Raw genomic sequence first — 17,330 nt, forward strand, 5'->3', positions numbered from 1 at the left:
AGCGCACCGGCGTTTGAGATCCTTCGAGGCCAGCGACCCCAGATGCGCGCCGACCACACGTAACACCTGCTCGTCGTCCGGCGTGAGGCCCTTGATGCGGGTGCGGATCGCCACGCCGGACGGGCCGACGGCCACGAAGGGGACAGCGATCGTACGCAGCGACTCACCACGCATCGATGCACCCCCCTCCACAACACTTGATCGGCAACAGGAAGAACGCTACCGGCCGGCACTGACATTCAGAGCCCGCCAAGCGTCGTGCGCGCTGCACCACCACGAACCAGTACATGCTCATGCACACGCACACACACTCCTGCACATCCGAAACCGAACAGCTCCCAACCCCGCGCGCTACGGCCACGCGGAGATGACCATCCGCCTCCTTAAGCAGGAAGACCAGCTGTACCTGTGCGTGACGGACTCCGGAGCTCCTGTGGCGGCCCACCGGCTCCCCTCCCGCAGGAACTGGCCGAGCACGGACGCGGCCTGGCATCGTCGAGGCACTGGCCGAAACAATCGAGGTGACCCGCGAGCCGGAGGGATGGCGCGTGGGTGCGGTCCTGCGTGTGACGGCCGGAAAGCCGGCGGCGCAATCCGCCGGCGGCGTGGCGTGACACGGCCAAGCGCCCCACGCGGGTGCCGGCCGCGGTTGGTCAAGGGGACCTTGGGGCCTTCGATGAACCGGCCGTTGTCGCCGTACACGTTAGGACGCGGACGCCCGGGCCCGCCCGCCACACGCCGGGCCGAAACCGGACGGGACACCGGGAGCAACGGGCACGCTCCCAGCACTTCGGCGGCGGCATCGGCCAACCGGCCCGGTGAGAGGCGCCATTCACCGTGCTGTGGCGCTGATGACGGGTCCGGGTAGTGCTGTGCAACCGCCCGCCCATCCTGTGGAGTCGTCGCCGGATGTGTGCCGTACCGACCTGACCGGGGCGTCGGCGACGCCTTCACCTGACCACCGGTCACCGGCCACCGCAAACGCCCGAGGAGGCCCTGCCCTTCGGGCCGTCCGCCTTAAGGTGAAGGAGGGCAGGAAAGGCCCCTCCCTTCGGAGGGGCGCGGTCAGCACTGCGGCAGCGATCCGGGCAGAACCTGGTCTGTGTCGCCCTGGCCGGCTGCCGTGCAGTCAAGGAGCCGGTGGGTGTGCCGGGTCAGGGTCAGCACCCGGCGCAGCGCGGTGCTCGCCGCTGCGATCCGCAGCCACTGGCCGCGTCGCGTGCTGAGCGCGTGGGCCTCGATGAGGGGGTGCAGACCGGCCGCGTCGATGAAGGTGAGGCCGGCCGCATCGAGGGTCACGCCGTGGCTGTGGTCGAGGCTGAGGCAGAAGTCGAGGGCGCTGTTGACCGCGGGGCTGGTGGCGATGTCCAGTTCGCCGCTCAGGCGGACGAGCATGCTGCAGCCGGGCCCCATGAGGAGGGTGATGCGCAAAGGAGACGGGCACGGCCAGGAGATCGTCGGGCCGAGGGCGGGACGGTCGAGCGTGCTCGTGGTCATCACGTGTTGTTTCCTTGAGAGATTCCTGGCCGCCTGTCCAGCGCGGCGCTCGCTGCCGCCGACGACGTGGCCGTTGACTCATCCAGCCTGTGCCCCACCACGTGTGCAGGGCATCCGTCGAGGTGGCGATGGTGAGATCCTTCGTGGGGATGACGGTGGCGGGCGCCTCCTCCTTGGTGCTGTGCCTGTGTCCTAGGGGCGGGTGGAGGGCAGGGCTAGTCCCGTGTCGTAGGCGAGGATGACGGCCTGGACGCGGTCGCGCAGGTGGTACTTGTCGAGGATGTGGGCGATATGGGTCTTCACGGTGGCTTCGCTGACGAAGAGTTCGGCGGCGATCTCGGCGTTGGACAGGCCCCGGGTCAGGGCCCTCAGCACGTCTATTTCCCGTTCCGTGAGGGCGTTAAGGCTTGGCGGGGCGGGCACCGGTTCGGGGAGTGCGGCGAACCGTTCGAGGAGCCGGCGGGTCACCCGCGGCGAGATGACCGCCTCGCCTGAGGCGACCGTGCGGATCGCTCCGACGAGAAAGTCGGCCGGGCCGTCCTTGACCAGGAAGCCGCTGGCCCCGGCGCGCAGGGCGTCCAGGACGTGTTCGTCCAGGTCGAAGGTGGTCAGGATGATCACCCGGGACGCGGGCTGGGTCTCAAGGATGCGGCGGGTCGCCTCCACCCCGTCCAGCCGGGGCATGCGTATGTCCATGAGGACGACGTCCGGTTGCAGGCTGCGGGTGTCCTCGATGGCGGCCAGGCCGTCGCCGGATTCGCCGACCACGGTCAGATCGGGTTCGGCTTCGAGGATGAGGCGGAGCCCGGTGCGGATCATGGGCTGGTCGTCGACGAGCAGGATGCGAGTGGCAGTCATCAGGGAGAGGCCGTTTCGTTGTCGGATGGGGTGAGGGGCAGGTCGGCGCGGACAAGGAAGCCGCCGCGCGGCAAGGGGCCGGTGTGGAGGGTGCCGCCGACGGCGGCGACGCATACGTGCATGTTCACCAGGCCGTGCCCGCCGCCGGGCGGCACGGGCCGGACGCGGGCGCGAGCGGGCCGTCGTCGCACGCCGTGACGGTCAGGCAGTGCGGCTGCCAGTCGAAGGTGACGATTGCGTGGGTGTGCCCGGCGTGTTTGAGCGTGTTGGCCAACCTGCCTGCACGACCCGGTAGGCGGTGAGCTCGGTGCCGGCCCGGCAGAGGGCGGGCCGTGCCCGTGTGGGTCGACTCCACGCGAAGTCCCGCTTCGCGCAGGCAGTCCAGCAGTGGAGGGATGTCGGCGAGGGCCAGCTGCGGTGGGCGTCCCGCCACCGCCTCGTCCTCCTCGGTGCGCGGCAGTTCCAGCAGGCGCCGCAGCTCCGCGACGGCGGCACGGCCGGTCGCCTCGATGGCGGCGTGCATCTCATGGGTCTTGGCCGGGTCCGTGCTCTGGACGCGGTCGGCGGCGATGGCCTGCACGATCATCAGGCTCACCAGTTGGATTAGCGAAGCGTAGTGAACCTGTGGCAGAGTGCTACGCGCACGCCCGGCGCCCAGGCGACGTCGGGCACCCTCCTCGGTCGGGTCTTGCGGCCCAGGTCGACCAGCGTCCGGAGGGACGTGCCACGCGGGCTGGCGGCTCCTGTCGTTCAGTACCAGGGCGCGAAGGCGATTGGCTCCCAAGGCTGAGCAACGCTCAGGCTCGCTAAGCCAATCAGAGACGCTCACGTGGTGGGCCACGATGTCGTGCAGTTCGCGGGCGATCCTGGCGCGCTCCTCCACCACGGCGGTGCGGGCCAGCGCGACCTGCTCCCGCTTGAGGGCGGCCGCATGCTCGAGCGCTTCGGCCGCTATGGCGCGGCGGGCCCTGACCAGGCATCCCAAGGCCCACGCGGCGACCGCGAGGACGTCCACGGCGAGGGCCGAGCCGATGTTGTCGGCGGGGGCGATCAGTATTTCGGTGCTGCCGGCCGCCAGGGCCGTCAGCGCCAGCAGCCGGTAGGTGGGGCAGCGTCCGATGCGGACGGTGGTGAAAAAGACCGCCACCCCGACGGCCAGTAGCACCGTGCCGATGGTGGCACCCCCGCCGGCCGCCGGGGCGGGGATGGAGTGGCGGGCCTGGAGCGCGGCCGCCGCCGCCCCGACGGCCCACAGCGCGGCGCTCGGCCATCGGCGATGCACCGCGAAGGGGGCTCCCACCATCAGGGCCAAGGCGATGCCCACCGTATCCAGGCCGCGTCCGGTCGGATGCGCGGGATCGACGGCCTGCGCGAGGGCGGCCACCGCGAGCAACGGGGCGAGCAGGAGGTCAACCACTGCGGGCGGTACCCGGCGCCGGGCGAGGGCATCGATGTGCCCCTGCCTGCGCGCCTCGTGCACAAAAGTGAAACGTCTGCCGATGACAGCTCCCAAAGCGGCCCTTTTATCGCGTGACGGACTCGGCAACGTGCAAGAACTGCGACGGATTTCCCGGATCCGGCGCGAAAAGGAAGATATGGCCCGCTCAGCGGAAAGTACGGCCGGATATGTGGCCGGAACGAATAGGAGGGGCCGGTCAGTGGGCCCCGGCCATGACCGGCTGTGCCGTGAAGGTGGTCCTGAACCGCGCCCGGTAGGCGCCGGGGGTGATGCCGCGTTCCCGTTGGAAGGCGCGGCGCAGGGTTTCCTCGGAGCCGAAACCCGAACGGCGGGCGACGACGTCCAGCGGGTCGGTGCCGGACTCCAGCAGCCCTTGGGCGGCCTCGATGCGGATCTGCTCCACAAAGCGGGTCACGGTCATCCCGGTCTCGGCGCGAAAGAGCCGGGTGAGCTGGCGCACGCTCACACCGACCCGGCCGGCCACGGCCTGAAGGCTGTGATCGGCGGCGGGATCGGCCGTGACCTCGTCCAGCACCTGCCGCACCACCTGGTGGCGTGGCTGCCGGGCTGCCTGACGGACGCTGAACTGGGACTGGCCGCCCGGCCGGGCCATGAAGACCACCAGATATTTCGCCGCCGCCCGCGCCACCCGGGGGCCGAAGTCCTCCTCCACCAGCGACAAGGCCAGATCGATACCGGAGGTGACTCCGGCGGAGCTGATGAGATGCCCGTCCCGCACGAAGATGGAGTCGGCATCGACCTGGATGCAGGGAAAACGCCTGGCCAGGTCGCCGGCCAGGCACCAGTGGGTGGCCGCCCGACGCCCGTCCAACAGCCCGGTGGCCGCAAGCGGGAACGCGCCCGCGCACACCGAGGCCACCCGGCGGGAGAACCCGGCCAGCCGGCTGATACCGGCGATGAGGGGGGCGTCGGACACCGCCCGACGCCAGTCGGAGCGGCCGGGGATGATCAGAGTGTCGATGGTGCCGGTGAACTCCTCCAGGGCCGCATCCGCCGCCAGCCGCGCACCCGCCGTGGTCACCACCTCCCGCCCCCCGCAGGAGGCGGTCAGCAACCGGTAGCAGGCGCCCTGGTCGTTGGCGGCGGCGAACACCTCCAGCGGCCCGGTGACGTCCAGCAACTGAACGCAGTCGAACAGCACCATCACCACCAGGTGCGGCCGGCTTCGCCCGCTTCGCCCGTCCATGGGAAAATCCTCCGCCTGCCCCCATACGCGGGGCAAGGCGGTCACCCACCGTTTACCGGCCCGCCGCCCCTCGCGGTCGCCACGTGGCCTGCGGGCATTGTGTCGCCGGGGCCGGAGGGCGCCCGGGGGCATTCCGGCTGTGTGGTACGGAAACGCGCCCGGTAGGCGCTGGGGGTGATTCCGAATTCGCGTTGAAACGCACGGCGCAGCGTTTCCGCGGATCCGAATCCGCTCCTGCGGGCGACCGTGTCCAACGGGTCGGTTCCCGACTCGAGCATGCCCTGCGCCGCTTCCAGGCGGATCTGCTCGACGAACTGGGCGGCCGTGGTGCCGGTCTCCCGGCGGATCAGCCGGGTCAGGTGGCGCACGCTCACTCCCGCGCGTGCCGCCAGTGCGGGCAGCTTGTGGTCCGCCTGAGGAGCGGCCGTCACGGCGTCCAGCACCGCCCGCACGCCGGCGCTGCGGCCATACCGTGCGCGCAGCCGGACGCTGAACTGGGACTGCCCGCCCGGCCGGGCCATGAAGACCACCAGGTCCTTGGCCGCGGCCCGCGCCGCCTCCGGCCCCAGGTCCTCCTCCACCAGCGACAGGGTCAGGTCGATGCCCGCGGTCACGCCCGCCGAGGTGATGATCCGTCCGTCACGGATGAACAGCGCATCACGGTCCACGTGCACCGACGGGAAGTGGGCGGCCAGCTGGTCGGCCTGCCGCCAGTGGGTGGCCACACGGCACCCGTCGAGCAGGCCCGCGGCTGCCAGCGGGAAGGCTCCCGCGCACAGGGAGGCCACCCGGCCGGCCGAGCGGGCCAGCCGCGTCAACTCCCCGATCAGCCCGTGGTCTTCCACGGGCACGTGCCAGTTGGGGCTGCCGGGAACCATGAGCGTGCTGATCCGCCCCAACCACTCCTCCAGCACCCCGTCGGCGGCAAACCGCAACCCGGACGTAGTGCGCACCTCCTTACCGCCGGGCGAGAGGGCAACAACCCGGTAGCGGCCCCCGTGGTCGTTGGCGGCCGCCAGGACGTCCATCGGCCCGGTGACGTCCAGTGCCTGCACTCCGTCGTAGAGGACCATCACGACAGGATGGGTGCGTAGGCGCCTGTCCGCGCCGGCCGGGCCGTTCGAGGTGATCATGACTGCAAGGGTCGGGCCAGGTCTCACGGCGGGGCAAGGACCGATATCCCTCGTATCCGGCCATCGCCCGCGAGAGGGCCAAAACGGTGGGAATCCCCCGGCCGGGCAAGCTCTCGGCATCCTGCGGCCGGCCGCGGACGGTGGGGGGCACAACCGCACGGCCACGACGACGACAGGCCTCGCACATCCGCAACCGTCATCGCCGGCATCGCAATCCCCCGGCACTGCTGCGCGAAGCGCCGCGCTCATCAGCGCTGCCACCAACCCGGTCGTGCTGCGCCGTTCCCGCCGGGTGTTCGGGGCCACCCCGGCATGCCGCCCGGCTCACCCGTGCTCTAACCCCCCTTCTCACAGCAGCCCGGCGCGGGCGGCGTACCAGCCCAGCTGCATGCGGGTGGTGCAGCCGGCCAGGGACATCAGACGGCGGATACGCCGGTGAACCGTGCGGACGCTGAGCCCCAGTTGGGATGCCAGGGCCTTGTCGGGCAGGCCGGCCAGCATCAGCGCGAGGAGCTCGAGGTCCTCGCCGCCGAAGATGGCCTGCGCGTCGCTGTCCGGCCCGGCCCGCTCGTGCCGCTGCAGGGGCACCGAGCGGTCCCACACCTGCTCGAACAGGGCGGCCAGGGCGTCCACGATCCCCCGCGTGCGGATCAGGAGGCAGCCGGCGGCCGGCTCCTGATCTGCACCCACCGGGATCAGGGCAAGGCGGCGGTCGGCGATGACGAACTTGCTGGGCAGGACGGTTGCGGCGCGGGCCTGTTCGCCGGCATCGAGGTAGCAGCGCAAGTGTTCACTCGCGCCGGGCTGGGCCAGCACGGCCCGCTCGTAGACGGCCCGGTACTGCACGCCGTGCGCGAGCATCTCCAGCTCTGTGTCGTTGCTCTCCAGGGCCAGGGCGAAGGGCAGGCGGGTGAACGTGAGCACCTCCCGGCGGGCCGTGCGCTGCAGGCGCACGAAGCACTCCCGGATCTCTTCGGGGTGGCGGATGAGCTCGGCCGGCGGGCCGGCCCCGTCCGCACGGCTGCGGTAGGTGTGCATCAGCGCGTCGATGCGGGATTGAACCTTCAGCAGGGCCGCCTGGCGCTGCATCACCGCCGCCGCCACCGCGACATCGGGGGCCACGGCCGTGTACCGGCCGCCGGCCGCCGTGTCCTGCCCGGCCACCAGCCCGAGCGCCGCCAGGTGGGCCAGGCCTGCTGCCGCGGTCTGCGCCGGCAGGTGCAGCAGGTCGGCGAGCCGCTCGGTGTGCTCGCCGCCCAACGCCAGCAGTGTCAGGTAGATCCTCTCCTGGGTCGGTGACAGGCCCAGCGGGGCAAGAACGGGTTCCGCCTCCTGGCCGGGCCCCTGATCCATCACGTTGACCTGCACGCTCGCCTTCCACATCGGTTCGCCTTGACGGGCGGCTCGGCCTGGTCTCGTGCGGCCTGCTGCCCGGGACCCGTGAAGGCTGGCAGAGTCGCAGCCGGCTCGGTACCGCACCAGTGGCCACCCTTGCCTCATCCCGGGCCACCTCGTCCCTTCGGGCACATCGGCTCGTGGCCCGACCCCGGCGGCCGCCCGCCCCCGTGCCTCTCCCGGGCCTGCCGCGTGCGGATACGCCGCATCCGGCCGGGACTTGTGTGCTCGTCCCTGCCGGATGCGGCCTGTGGTGGTGCATCGGGTGAATCAGCGGGCGGCCAGGATCGCCTCGTTCAGGCTCTGGTCGATGGTGCCGCCCTCGGCGTCCCGGGCGGTGACGTGCAGGGCGACCATCTGGCCGGCCGCCAGAGCGCTGCCCGGCAGGACACCCTGGTAGCGGCCGTCCTCCATCGCGCCGTTCGGCTTGTGCCAGGTCTTTCCACCGTCGGTGGAGTAGGTGACCTCAAGCGAGGTGATCCGGCTGGGCTGCGCGCCGGCCAGGCGGTGCGCAGCGATGGTCAGGGGCAGGGCGTGGCCCGGCCGGGCCTGGTTGTTCTCGTCCAGCGGGATGCGGTAGTCGAGGTTGAGCAGAGGCAGCGAGACGGTGCCGTCGGTGACGGGCCTGGTCTTGAAGGTCCACACCGTGTGCGTGTCGTTGCCGCTGGTGAGCTTGCCGGGGGTGGTGATGTCGCGCTGGACCTTCCAGGTGGTCGGAGCGGACGGCGCGGGCAGGTCGAAGCCGCCTTGGTAGTCGTGCCAGTCGGCGACCAGCCGGCCGTCCTGCCACGCCCGGGTCTCATTGCCCCAGCCCGGCTCCGTTCCGGCGGGGTTGTCGTTCCACAGGCTGTTGCCGGCGGTGTCGGTCACATCCCAGGCCAGCATCTCCAGGACGTGCGCGTCCAGCCGGCCGGTGCCGACCGTGGTGAACGGGCCGGCGAGCTGGTCCTCGTGCGTGCGCTCACCCGTGCGGTAGTGCTGGGCCGAGATGCTCATCAGCTGGGTGGTCGCCCAGTTGCTGGAGGAGTTGTGGAAGTACCAGCGCTGCCAGTCCAGGTAGGGGCTGACGTACTCGGTCCGCTTGATGGGCAGGGCGATCTGCTGGTGCGGGGGCCACAGGAAGAACAGCGGCTTGCCGTTCGCGGAGGGCAGCCGTCCCTCGAAATCGCCCCGGCTTTGCTGCGGGTAGTTGAGGTTGCGGTACTCGGCGTCCAGCCGGGCCAGCTTTTCCACGTCCCTGTCCGTGAGCACGTGGCGCATGTCGGCGGGGAAGGAGTGGCCGGTCCAGGCCAGGTCGTACACCTGGGAGGCGTGCGCGGGGTCGGTGGCGTGCGCGGCATCCACCAGCCGGACGTACTGCTGGGTGTCCAGGGTGCCGTGGATGACGGGATCGGCGGTCTGACCGGCGTACAGGGCGATGTCGGAGGAGGCGTCGGTGGCCATGTCGAAGAACGCGATGTGGCCGACGCCGTCGGCGCTGGTGCGGTTGGCGTTCACATAGGTGGTGGCCGTCGCCACGTGCCGGCTGGGAATGTCGGCCGTGACGGGCGAGGTCTTCCGCATGTCCAGCACGACGTCCTTGCCGGGGGTGACCGTGATCTCGGGGACGTTCATCACGGCGGCGGCCAGGCGCCCGTCGGGCTGCATCTGCTCCACGCTGAGGGCGAAGGCCAGATGCTTGCCCTTGGGCAGCAGCATCGTCGTCCCGCTCTCGGCCATACCCACGCCCGTGTGGCGGTCGGTGTCCAGGTCCAGCACCGGGCCGTAGGCGATGGCGGGCTTGCCGTCCAGGCCGAGCGCCGAGAGGTGCAGGGCGCACAGGTCGGACTTCTCGAAGCCGATCGCCAGGTGCAGGGGCGCACCGCCACCGGTGGGGGTGGCCACGACCTGACCGGAGTACTCGCCTTCAAGGGTCTGGCTCGGGTCGAGGGTGAGGGTGAGGGTCTTGGATCCGCCGGCGGGAACGGTCAGGTGGTCGGCGGACAGCTTCACCATGCCGTCCGGTGCCGCCTGAAGGTTGCTCAGGGCGGTCAGCTGGGAGGACAGGTCGAACGACGCGTCCGCCTTGCCGGTGTTGGTGAGGGTGACCTGCCGGGTCATCGCACTGGTGTTGTCGCACAGCAGGCGGCCGAAGTCGAAGGTCGCCCGGTCGGGGACGACCTGCTGGTGCAGCGCGGCGGCGGCGTCCAGCCGGCCGGCGCCCTGGTCGGAGCCGAAGACCACGCCCGGGGCCGGGCCGCCCAGGGCGTGGGAGCTGGACTGCAGGACGGACTTCAGCTGCGCCGGTGTGTAGTCGGGGTGTTCCTGGGCCAGCAGGGCGGCCGCGCCCGCGACGTGCGGGGTGGCCATGGAGGTGCCGGACAGGGTGGTGTAGTACTGGTCGACCGGGCTGCCCAACGAGGTGCCCGCGGCGCGGTCTTCGACGATGCCGTCCCCGGGGGCGGAGATGTCGGGCTTGAAGGCGCCGTCGATGCGCGGGCCGCGGGAGGAGAAACGGGCCACGGCATCGTCGCGGTCGGTGGCGGCCACCGTCAACGCGTCATCCGCCGCGCCGGGCGTGGCGATGGTGTGGGGCCGGCTGTTGTTGCCGGCCGCGACGACGAACAGGGTGCCGTACTGGGCGGTGAGCTGGTCAAGGGCCAGGCTGTCGGGGTCGGTGCCGTCGGTCGGCTCCCCGCCCAGACTCAGGTTGGCGACCTTCGCTCCGTGCTGGGCCGCCCACTCCATGCCGGCGATGACGGAGGAGTCCATGCCCTGGCCGTCGTCGTCCAGGACCTTGACGTTCAAGAGCGTGGCACCAAAGGCGGCGCCCTTGCGTGCCCCGCCGGAGGCGGCGCCGGTACCGGCGATGGTGCCCGCCACATGGGTGCCGTGGCCGACGTGGTCACCGGTGTCGGCCGCGTCGGAGAAGTTGACCGACGCGTCCACCTGGCCGGCCAGGTCGGGGTGGGTGGTGTCGATCCCGGTGTCGATGACGGCGACCTTCACACCCTTGCCGGTAGCGCCGGTGGACCACGCCTGCGGGGCATTGATCTTCTCGAGGTTCCAGTCGAGGCCGGCGGCCTTGACCTTGCCGTCCAGCCACACGTGCCGGACGCCGGCCAGCGCACCACCCAGCGTGCCGGCGGCCTTGTGGCCGGCCAGCGCGGCGTGACCGGCCTTCGCCAGGGCTGTTCCCAGACCGGCGGCGGCCTTGGAGCGGACCTCACCGACGGCGGTGGCATGAATGCTGCTCAGCTCCCGGCCGGTACGCACCCCGGCCCCGCTCAGCGCGGCAGCCCGCGCCCCCGAAGCGTGCTGCACGATCAGCGGCAGCGACGAGGCGTGCGCATCGTCGTAGCCCTCCCGCATGAGCTCACCGACATCGAACAGCCGCTCGTCCAGGACCGAGCCCAGCAGCGGCGCCATGTCGCTGGGCACCACCCGCACGTCGCCGCCGGAGCCGGTCCACGCGCTGAACACCACATGACGCCCGGGGATGTCGGCGGGCTCCACCGCAACAGCCCGGTGGCCACCGGCGTCCGTGGAGACCCTGACCCGGTCACCGGTGATCAGCGTCACCGTGGTGGCCGCACCCGCACCCAACCGGGTGGCCTTCGAGGCGACGGGCGCCGCACCGGCCTGGGCGGGCAGGACGGCGATACACAGCGAAGCGGCGGCGACGACAGCAGCCGCGGCCGTATGAAGACGTTTCAACAGAACTGACTCCTTGGATCACAAGCAGGCAAGCAAAGGCTGTGCCGCATGTCCCGGCACAGGCCCGGAACTTCGTGGATTCACCTGCCGGGCGGCGACATCTTTCAACGCCGCCGATCACCCCCGAAAGGGCCTGGCGTGGCGAACAGGAGTCAACGTCAGGAAGTGGCCATACATACCTCGGGCGGGCCGTCAACTCGGCCGATCCTGGGGCCACATGCCAAGGCTGAGAGGGAATACGCCGCCGGGGAGCCCGAGCCGAAAACGCGCGGAAAAGAACGCCCCCATTTCGTTACGACATGAGGCCGCACCGATGTCCCGATCAGAGGGACATTCGACCCACCCCGTGGCCACTTCTTTTTGTTCCGCCCCCGGTCTGTTCCGCTCCGGTTTTTGCGGCGCCTGCCTTTTGCGTGGGTGCCTGCGCGAGCGCGCACCGCGCTGTCGCCCACGTGCGCTGCACCGCCGGCACGGCCGGCGGTGCAGCGGGGCCGGGATCCTCGATGTGCCTGCACCGCCGTGGGGTGCGCCTGCCGGTCTCAGCCGGCAGACGCAGCCGCACCCCGCCCTCCCCCACAAGGCGGAGCCCAAGGGTGGTCCAAGGAGCGGACGTCTTTCACCCCGGCCGCACGCAGGCTGGTGACACACCGATCCGCCGACGCGGAAAAGAACCTGCCTCCTGGGAGCCACTTTCATGACCCGTGACGCCACCACTCCCGCGCGCCCGACACGCCGACGCGGCAGGTGGGTCGCCGCTCCCCTGTGCGCCGCGGGCGCGGCCGCAGCCGTCCTGGCCCCCGGCGCCACCGCTTTCGCCGCCGGCCCTCACACGGCCCCCTCCCCCGCAGCGACCTCGCACACATCACCAGGCCGCCCCTGGGCTGGTGACCATGCCGCCCGGCAGGCCGTCCGACAGCTGACCGGGGCGGGTCTGCCCGGAGCGATCGCCCTCATCCAAGACCACGGCCGTACCGCGATGGCTGCGGCCGGCTACGCCGACCTGGCCACCAAGCGGCCCATGAGCACCGCAGACCATCTGCGCATCGGCAGCAACACCAAGGTGTTCACCGCCACCCTGGTGCTGCAGCTGGTGGCCGAAGGCCGCCTTGGCCTGGACGACACCGTGCAGCAGTTCCTGCCGGGCATCATCAAAGGCGGCGACCACATCACCGTGCGCCAGCTGCTCAACCACACCAGCGGGCTGTACCCCTTCGAGCAGGACCCGGCCTTCGCCGCCCCCTACCTGCATGGCGACGCCGGATACTACCGATCACCGCGCCAGCTGGTGGCGTTGGCAAACGCCCATGCGCCGCTGTTCAAGCCCGGCACGAAGTTCTCCTACTCCAACACCAACTACTTCCTGCTGGGCCTGATCATCGAAAAGATCACCCACCACTCCTACAAGCAGGAACTCAACCGCCGCATCATCCAACCCCTCAGGCTGCGCGACACCCAGCTTCCCGTCCGCTCCCTGAAGGTCCCAGAGCCGGCCGCGCACGGCTACCTCCTGGGCCAACCCGGCCGCGCACCCCAGGACATCACCTCCGCCATCAGCCCCTCCACCACCTGGGCGGCGGGCGCACTGACCTCGACCGTCAACGATCTGGCCCGCTTCGACCGAGCCCTGCTCACCGGCAAGCTCCTGCCCAAGGCCCAGCTGAACGAGATGATGAAAGCCGGCCCCTACAAGGTCGATCCCGCCGATCCGACCAAGGGCTACGGACTGGGCCTGGAAAAAGTGCAGCTGTGCGGCGTCACCATGTGGGGCCACACCGGGACCGTCCTGGGAACCCAGACCAACGCCTTCACCAGCGCCGACGGCACCCGGCAACTGGTGCTGGCCACCAATGCCGACCCCGACACCTGGAATGCCGGCCAGGTCTCCGCCTGGCTCACCACCGCACGCCACACGCTCTGCGTCAATAACCCGCATGACGGGGGCCACTTCCTTTCCCGCAGTGATCACCATCAAAAGCCGCGCACCATGAGCAGCCGCAACGGCCGGATACACGACCCAAGGACCTACCGCGCCAAGGGGCAACCGACCACGTCCTGACATCGAACGGCACGTGGAGCACCGCGAACTTGTTCACCGTGCCCGGTGTTGCCGGCGCGTTCGCCACACTGCCGTGTGGGAGTCGGGTCATCGAGCGACGGCCGACTGCGGCGCTTCTCTGGGCCGTCGTCCCGTAGGCGGACTGCCAGTCCTCACGTCCAACGGGCCGACCGCGGTGATCTTCGTGCGGGCTTCAGGACCGGGCCGGCCCAGGTCACGTGCCGACCCGGCGGATGCCGCCGCGGCACGCCTTCACGCCCGCAAGGCGCTTGGCCGACCGTCGCGTCCAGCGCCGGCCAGGCCGCCGGCCCGCCGGAGGCGAGCACCTCACCGATTCCAAGGCGCCATCGCCAACGGGCCGTGGCCGTCAGTGATCCTCCCGGGCCGTGCCGGCTGTCGCTGCACGTGTCCCGCGTGAGCGCCCCGTCGCGGCGCCGGCCCATGCCGCGACGCCATGCAGGCCGTGGACGCGCGCCCCGGCCGTACAGAAAAGTAAATGAGGAGGCATGCCATGCCTGGACGGACTGTCACCGTCCGCGAAAGCGGGCGCCTGGCTCGGACGATCGGCGTCGGCCCCCACCGGCTGACCGGCGATGAACCCGACCCGATCGGCACCGACACCGGCCCCACCCCCGTTCAGCTGCTCCTGGCCGGCCTCGGCGCGTGTACCTCGATGACGGTACGCCTGTACGCCGAACGCAAGGGCTGGCCTCTAGCCGGCATCAAGGTCGATGTCCGCGTGGCCCATGGGATCAGGCCGCTCGGGCAGATCCTCAAGGACGTCGAGATCATCGGTGACTTGAACGCCGAGCAGATCAGCCGGCTGGCCACCATCGCCGAGCACTGCCCCATCCAGCGCATGCTCAGTGCCTCGGTGCCCGTGCACACCCGCACCACGGCGCGCCGCCCCGCCGCGCCGTCCCCGGGCGCTGCCTGAGGACCCTGCACTGGCAGGTGCCCCGGCCCGTATCGGGTCGGGGCACCTGCCGTTGGGGGACCTTGCGGGGCGGCAATGGGGGTGAGGCCGGCGGGTGTCTCATTCCTGCGGCGGAGCGCGGAAACCGCTCGTGCGGCAGAGGAGGGGGAGGCCGGACGCAACCACGATGGAAACCAAGCCAGGTGGGCCGAAGGGGCCCGCCCGCACGTGGAAAGGGCGCAGCATGCCTCACAGTTCATCGACCAGCGGCCGCACTCGGCCCATGACCCGGCGTCGTACGCTCGCCGTGATCGGGGCGGCGCTGGCCGCCGGAACGGTGGTGGCGACCGGTGCGGGGGCGCAGGCCTTCGCCGGCGATGCGTCCCCGGCGCACAGGACCGTCTCGAGGCAGCCGGTGATGCGGACACTGACGCCGCAGGTCCGCGCCCAGCTCGACCGTGCCGTCCAGAACGTTCTGAAGACCACGCACACGCCCGGGGTGACGGTGGGCCTGTGGGCGCCGGGCAAGGGCAGCTACGTCAGGGCTTTCGGCACCGCCGACACGGCGACGAAGCAGCCGATGTCCCCCGACTTCAACATGCGCGTCGGCAGCGTCACCAAGACCTTCACGGTCACCGCGCTGCTGCGTCTGGTCGACCAGGGGCAGGTAAGCCTGGACGATCCGATCTCCACGTACGTGCACGGCGTCCCCAACGGCCACCACATCACGCTGCGTCACCTCGCGGAAATGCGCAGCGGCCTGTTCAACGCCCTGAACGACGAGGACTTCGTCACGGCCTTCATGGCCGACACCAGCCGCACGTTCACCAACGAGGAACTGCTGGCCTACGCCTTCAAGCACCCGGTCGCGTTCCCCGCGGGCAGCCAGTACCAGTACAGCAACACCAACACCATCCTGTTGTCGATGGTGGTGGAGAAGGTGACCGGGCAGCCCTTCGACCGCTACCTGAACCGGCATGTGCTCAAGCCGGCCCACCTCAAGCACACCTTCATGCCCAAGGGCGCCGAGTTCCCCGCCCCCCACGCCCACGGCTACACCGACCAGGCCTCGGACGACGGCTCGATCACGGACGCGACGAACTGGGCCCCGCCGGGCGCCGCGTCCGGGGTGATGATCTCGAACCTGCACGATCTGCGGTCCTGGGCGTCCACCCTCGCCGAGGGGACGCTGCTGTCCAAGGCGACCCAGGCCGAACGGCTGACGATGCTGCCGACAGGCCGGGAGGGCCTGAGCTACGGCCTGGGCATCTTCGATAACCACGGGTGGATCGGGCACAACGGCTCGCTGCCCGGCTACCAGACGGTGATGGTCTATCTGCCCAAGGCCAAGGCCACGCTCGTGGTGCACACCACCAGCGACATCAACGTCGAAGGCAAGTCGCTGACCACGAAGTTCGCCAAGGCCGTCACCGACATCGTGACCCCGAAGAACGTCTACGACATCCCCACCTCCTAACCGGGGCCTCAAGCCGCCCCGGTGGTGGTGGGCCCGGCCCGCGAGGGCGGGCCCACCACCGGGGCGGCTTGAGGGTCACTCGGGCCGGTGGCACAGCGGCAGTTCGGCCGCCCCGGTCTCGGCCTGGTGGATGGCCCAGGCGGCGTTGACCAGACCGATGTGGCTGAAGGCCTGCGGGAAGTTGCCGAGCAGCTCACCGCTTGCCGGATCGACCTCCTCGGCCAGAAGTCCCACGTCGTTGGCGCAGCGCGCGGCTCGCTTAAAGACCTGGCGGGCCGCTTGGCTCTCACCGGCCAGGGCCAGGGCGTGGGCCAGCCAGAAGGTGCACAGCAAGAAGGTGCCCTCTTCGCCGGGCAGGCCGTCCTCGGCGCTCAAGTAGCGGTAGACCAGGCCGTCCTCGCTGGTCAGCCGGTCACGGACGGCGTCGATGGTGGCGCGCATGCGGGGCGCAGTGGCGGGCAGGAAGCCCACGATCGGCATCATCAAAACGGAGGCGTCCAGCACGTCGCTGCCGAACGCCTGGGTGTAGGCGCCGGCCTTTCGGCTCCAGCCAGACTCCTCGATCGCCGCGCGGATCTCGTCGCGGGCCCGCATCCATGCGGGGATGCGGGCGCGGGCACCCAGGGCGTCGGCAAGTGCCAGGGCGCGGTCGACGGCGACCCAGCACATGAGTTTGGAGTAGACGAAGTGCTGCGGGCCACTGCGAACCTCCCAGATGCCCTGGTCGGGCTGGTCCCAGCAGGCGGCGGCCATATCGGCGCAGGCAGCGAGGAAAGCCTTGGTGGGGGCGTCCAGTGCGGCGAGATCACCGCGCAGGCGGTGGGCGGCTGCCAGCAGTTCGCCGTAGACGTCCAACTGCCGCTGCTGCCAGGCACCGTTGCCGATACGGACCGGGCGGCTGCCGCGCCAGCCGGGCAGGCGGGGCAGTTCCTGCTCGGTCAGATCCCGTTCGCCGCGGATACCGAACATGATCTGCATCGACTCGCAGTGGGCGGTGTCGCTGGCCCCGGCCTGGGCCATCCACCCAAAGAAGGCCTCCGCCTCGTCGGGGCAGGCGGCCACCCACAGGGCGTCCAGGGTGAAGGAGGCGTCCCTGACCCAGGCGAAGCGGTAGTCCCAGTTGCGGACGCCGCCGACGCACTCGGGCAGGGAGGTGGTGGGGGCGGCGACGATCGCGCCGGTCGGCTGGAACGTCAGGCCCTGCAGGATGCGCCCGCTGTGGTGGACCAGCTCCTCCCACGGGCCCTGGTAGGACTGGTGCATCTCGGACCAGGAGCGCCAGCCGTCGACGGTGTCCCTAAGCCTTGATCCACCGACGTGGCCTGAAGTGGATCTTCTGACGGGTTTTTGAGCGGGTTTCGGGTTGGTGTCTGTGCCTGGGCAGGTGGTATCCGCTGGTCTGCCCAGCTTTTCCACAGGTTCGGTTCCGGTCGGGCCCTGGCGGGCGGGTGGGCAGGGGCTGTCAGCCGGGTTCGGGCGGGGCGTGGACGGTGTCGAAGAGGTGTCTCCAAGCGTGCTGCCAGCGCCAGTTGTGCGGCAGGTGCAGGGTGATGCGCCGTGCGGAACGAGCGATCCGGGCCGGGACGTGGATCAGGTGGGCACGAAGGGTCGCGGTGGTGGCCCTGGCGTGGAAGGC

General features: G+C 70.7%; 12 protein-coding genes and 1 pseudogene. 3 read left to right on the forward strand and 10 right to left on the reverse strand.

Going from position 1 to position 17,330, the window contains the following annotated elements; translation table 11 throughout:
• Nucleotides 1-1,065: 1,065 nt before the first annotated feature.
• From ACWDA7_RS40655 to ACWDA7_RS40690, 8 genes are all read right to left on the reverse strand, one after another.
• Nucleotides 1,066-1,497 (reverse strand): STAS domain-containing protein, encoded by a 432-nt coding sequence (locus ACWDA7_RS40655; protein ID WP_450611565.1) that lies wholly within the window; start codon nucleotides 1,495-1,497, stop codon nucleotides 1,066-1,068.
• Nucleotides 1,498-1,689: 192 nt separating this feature from the next.
• On the reverse strand, nucleotides 1,690-2,355 hold the full coding sequence (locus ACWDA7_RS40660; protein WP_450611567.1) for a response regulator: 666 nt from the start codon (nucleotides 2,353-2,355) through the stop codon (nucleotides 1,690-1,692).
• Entirely contained in the window at nucleotides 2,355-2,477 is a 123-nt protein-coding gene (locus tag ACWDA7_RS40665) for a hypothetical protein (protein WP_450611569.1), read from the reverse strand. The genes ACWDA7_RS40660 and ACWDA7_RS40665 overlap by 1 nt, the downstream gene beginning before the upstream one ends.
• Nucleotides 2,478-2,479: 2 nt before the next feature.
• A complete protein-coding gene (locus ACWDA7_RS40670) occupies nucleotides 2,480-3,835 on the reverse strand; it encodes a sensor histidine kinase (RefSeq protein ID WP_450611571.1) in 1,356 nt (451 codons plus the stop codon).
• Between the two features lie 175 nt (nucleotides 3,836-4,010).
• Nucleotides 4,011-5,021: a GlxA family transcriptional regulator gene (locus ACWDA7_RS40675; protein ID WP_450611573.1), complete on the reverse strand. Its 1,011-nt coding sequence runs from the start codon at nucleotides 5,019-5,021 to the stop codon at nucleotides 4,011-4,013.
• Nucleotides 5,022-5,062: 41 nt separating this feature from the next.
• Nucleotides 5,063-6,154 carry a GlxA family transcriptional regulator gene (locus ACWDA7_RS40680; RefSeq protein ID WP_450611575.1) on the reverse strand — a complete coding sequence of 364 codons (1,092 nt, stop codon included), beginning with the start codon at nucleotides 6,152-6,154 and terminating at the stop codon, nucleotides 5,063-5,065.
• 348 nt (nucleotides 6,155-6,502) lie between these two features.
• Nucleotides 6,503-7,537 (reverse strand): winged helix-turn-helix transcriptional regulator, encoded by a 1,035-nt coding sequence (locus ACWDA7_RS40685; RefSeq protein ID WP_450611576.1) that lies wholly within the window; start codon nucleotides 7,535-7,537, stop codon nucleotides 6,503-6,505.
• A gap of 282 nt (nucleotides 7,538-7,819) precedes the next feature.
• Nucleotides 7,820-11,245, reverse strand: coding sequence for a S8 family peptidase (locus tag ACWDA7_RS40690; protein WP_450611578.1), 3,426 nt, complete (start codon nucleotides 11,243-11,245; stop codon nucleotides 7,820-7,822).
• Nucleotides 11,246-11,939: 694 nt separating this feature from the next.
• Here ACWDA7_RS40690 and ACWDA7_RS40695 point away from each other — a divergent pair.
• The 3 genes from ACWDA7_RS40695 to ACWDA7_RS40705 all read left to right on the forward strand — a co-directional run bounded on the left by ACWDA7_RS40695 (nucleotide 11,940) and on the right by ACWDA7_RS40705 (nucleotide 15,694).
• A complete protein-coding gene (locus tag ACWDA7_RS40695) occupies nucleotides 11,940-13,301 on the forward strand; it encodes a serine hydrolase domain-containing protein (protein ID WP_450611580.1) in 1,362 nt (453 codons plus the stop codon).
• A 511-nt stretch (nucleotides 13,302-13,812) separates the two neighbouring features.
• Nucleotides 13,813-14,238, forward strand: coding sequence for an OsmC family protein (locus ACWDA7_RS40700; protein WP_450611582.1), 426 nt, complete (start codon nucleotides 13,813-13,815; stop codon nucleotides 14,236-14,238).
• 262 nt (nucleotides 14,239-14,500) lie between these two features.
• Nucleotides 14,501-15,694, forward strand: coding sequence for a serine hydrolase domain-containing protein (locus ACWDA7_RS40705; RefSeq protein ID WP_450611584.1), 1,194 nt, complete (start codon nucleotides 14,501-14,503; stop codon nucleotides 15,692-15,694).
• Nucleotides 15,695-15,769: 75 nt separating this feature from the next.
• Here the strand turns inward: ACWDA7_RS40705 and ACWDA7_RS40710 are convergent, their stop codons facing one another.
• Nucleotides 15,770-16,957: a glycoside hydrolase family 15 protein gene (locus ACWDA7_RS40710; protein WP_450611586.1), complete on the reverse strand. Its 1,188-nt coding sequence runs from the start codon at nucleotides 16,955-16,957 to the stop codon at nucleotides 15,770-15,772.
• A gap of 199 nt (nucleotides 16,958-17,156) precedes the next feature.
• Nucleotides 17,157-17,330: pseudogene (locus ACWDA7_RS40715) on the reverse strand (IS1380 family transposase); the annotation flags it as partial.

This window comes from Streptomyces sp. NPDC001156, assembly GCF_053598275.1.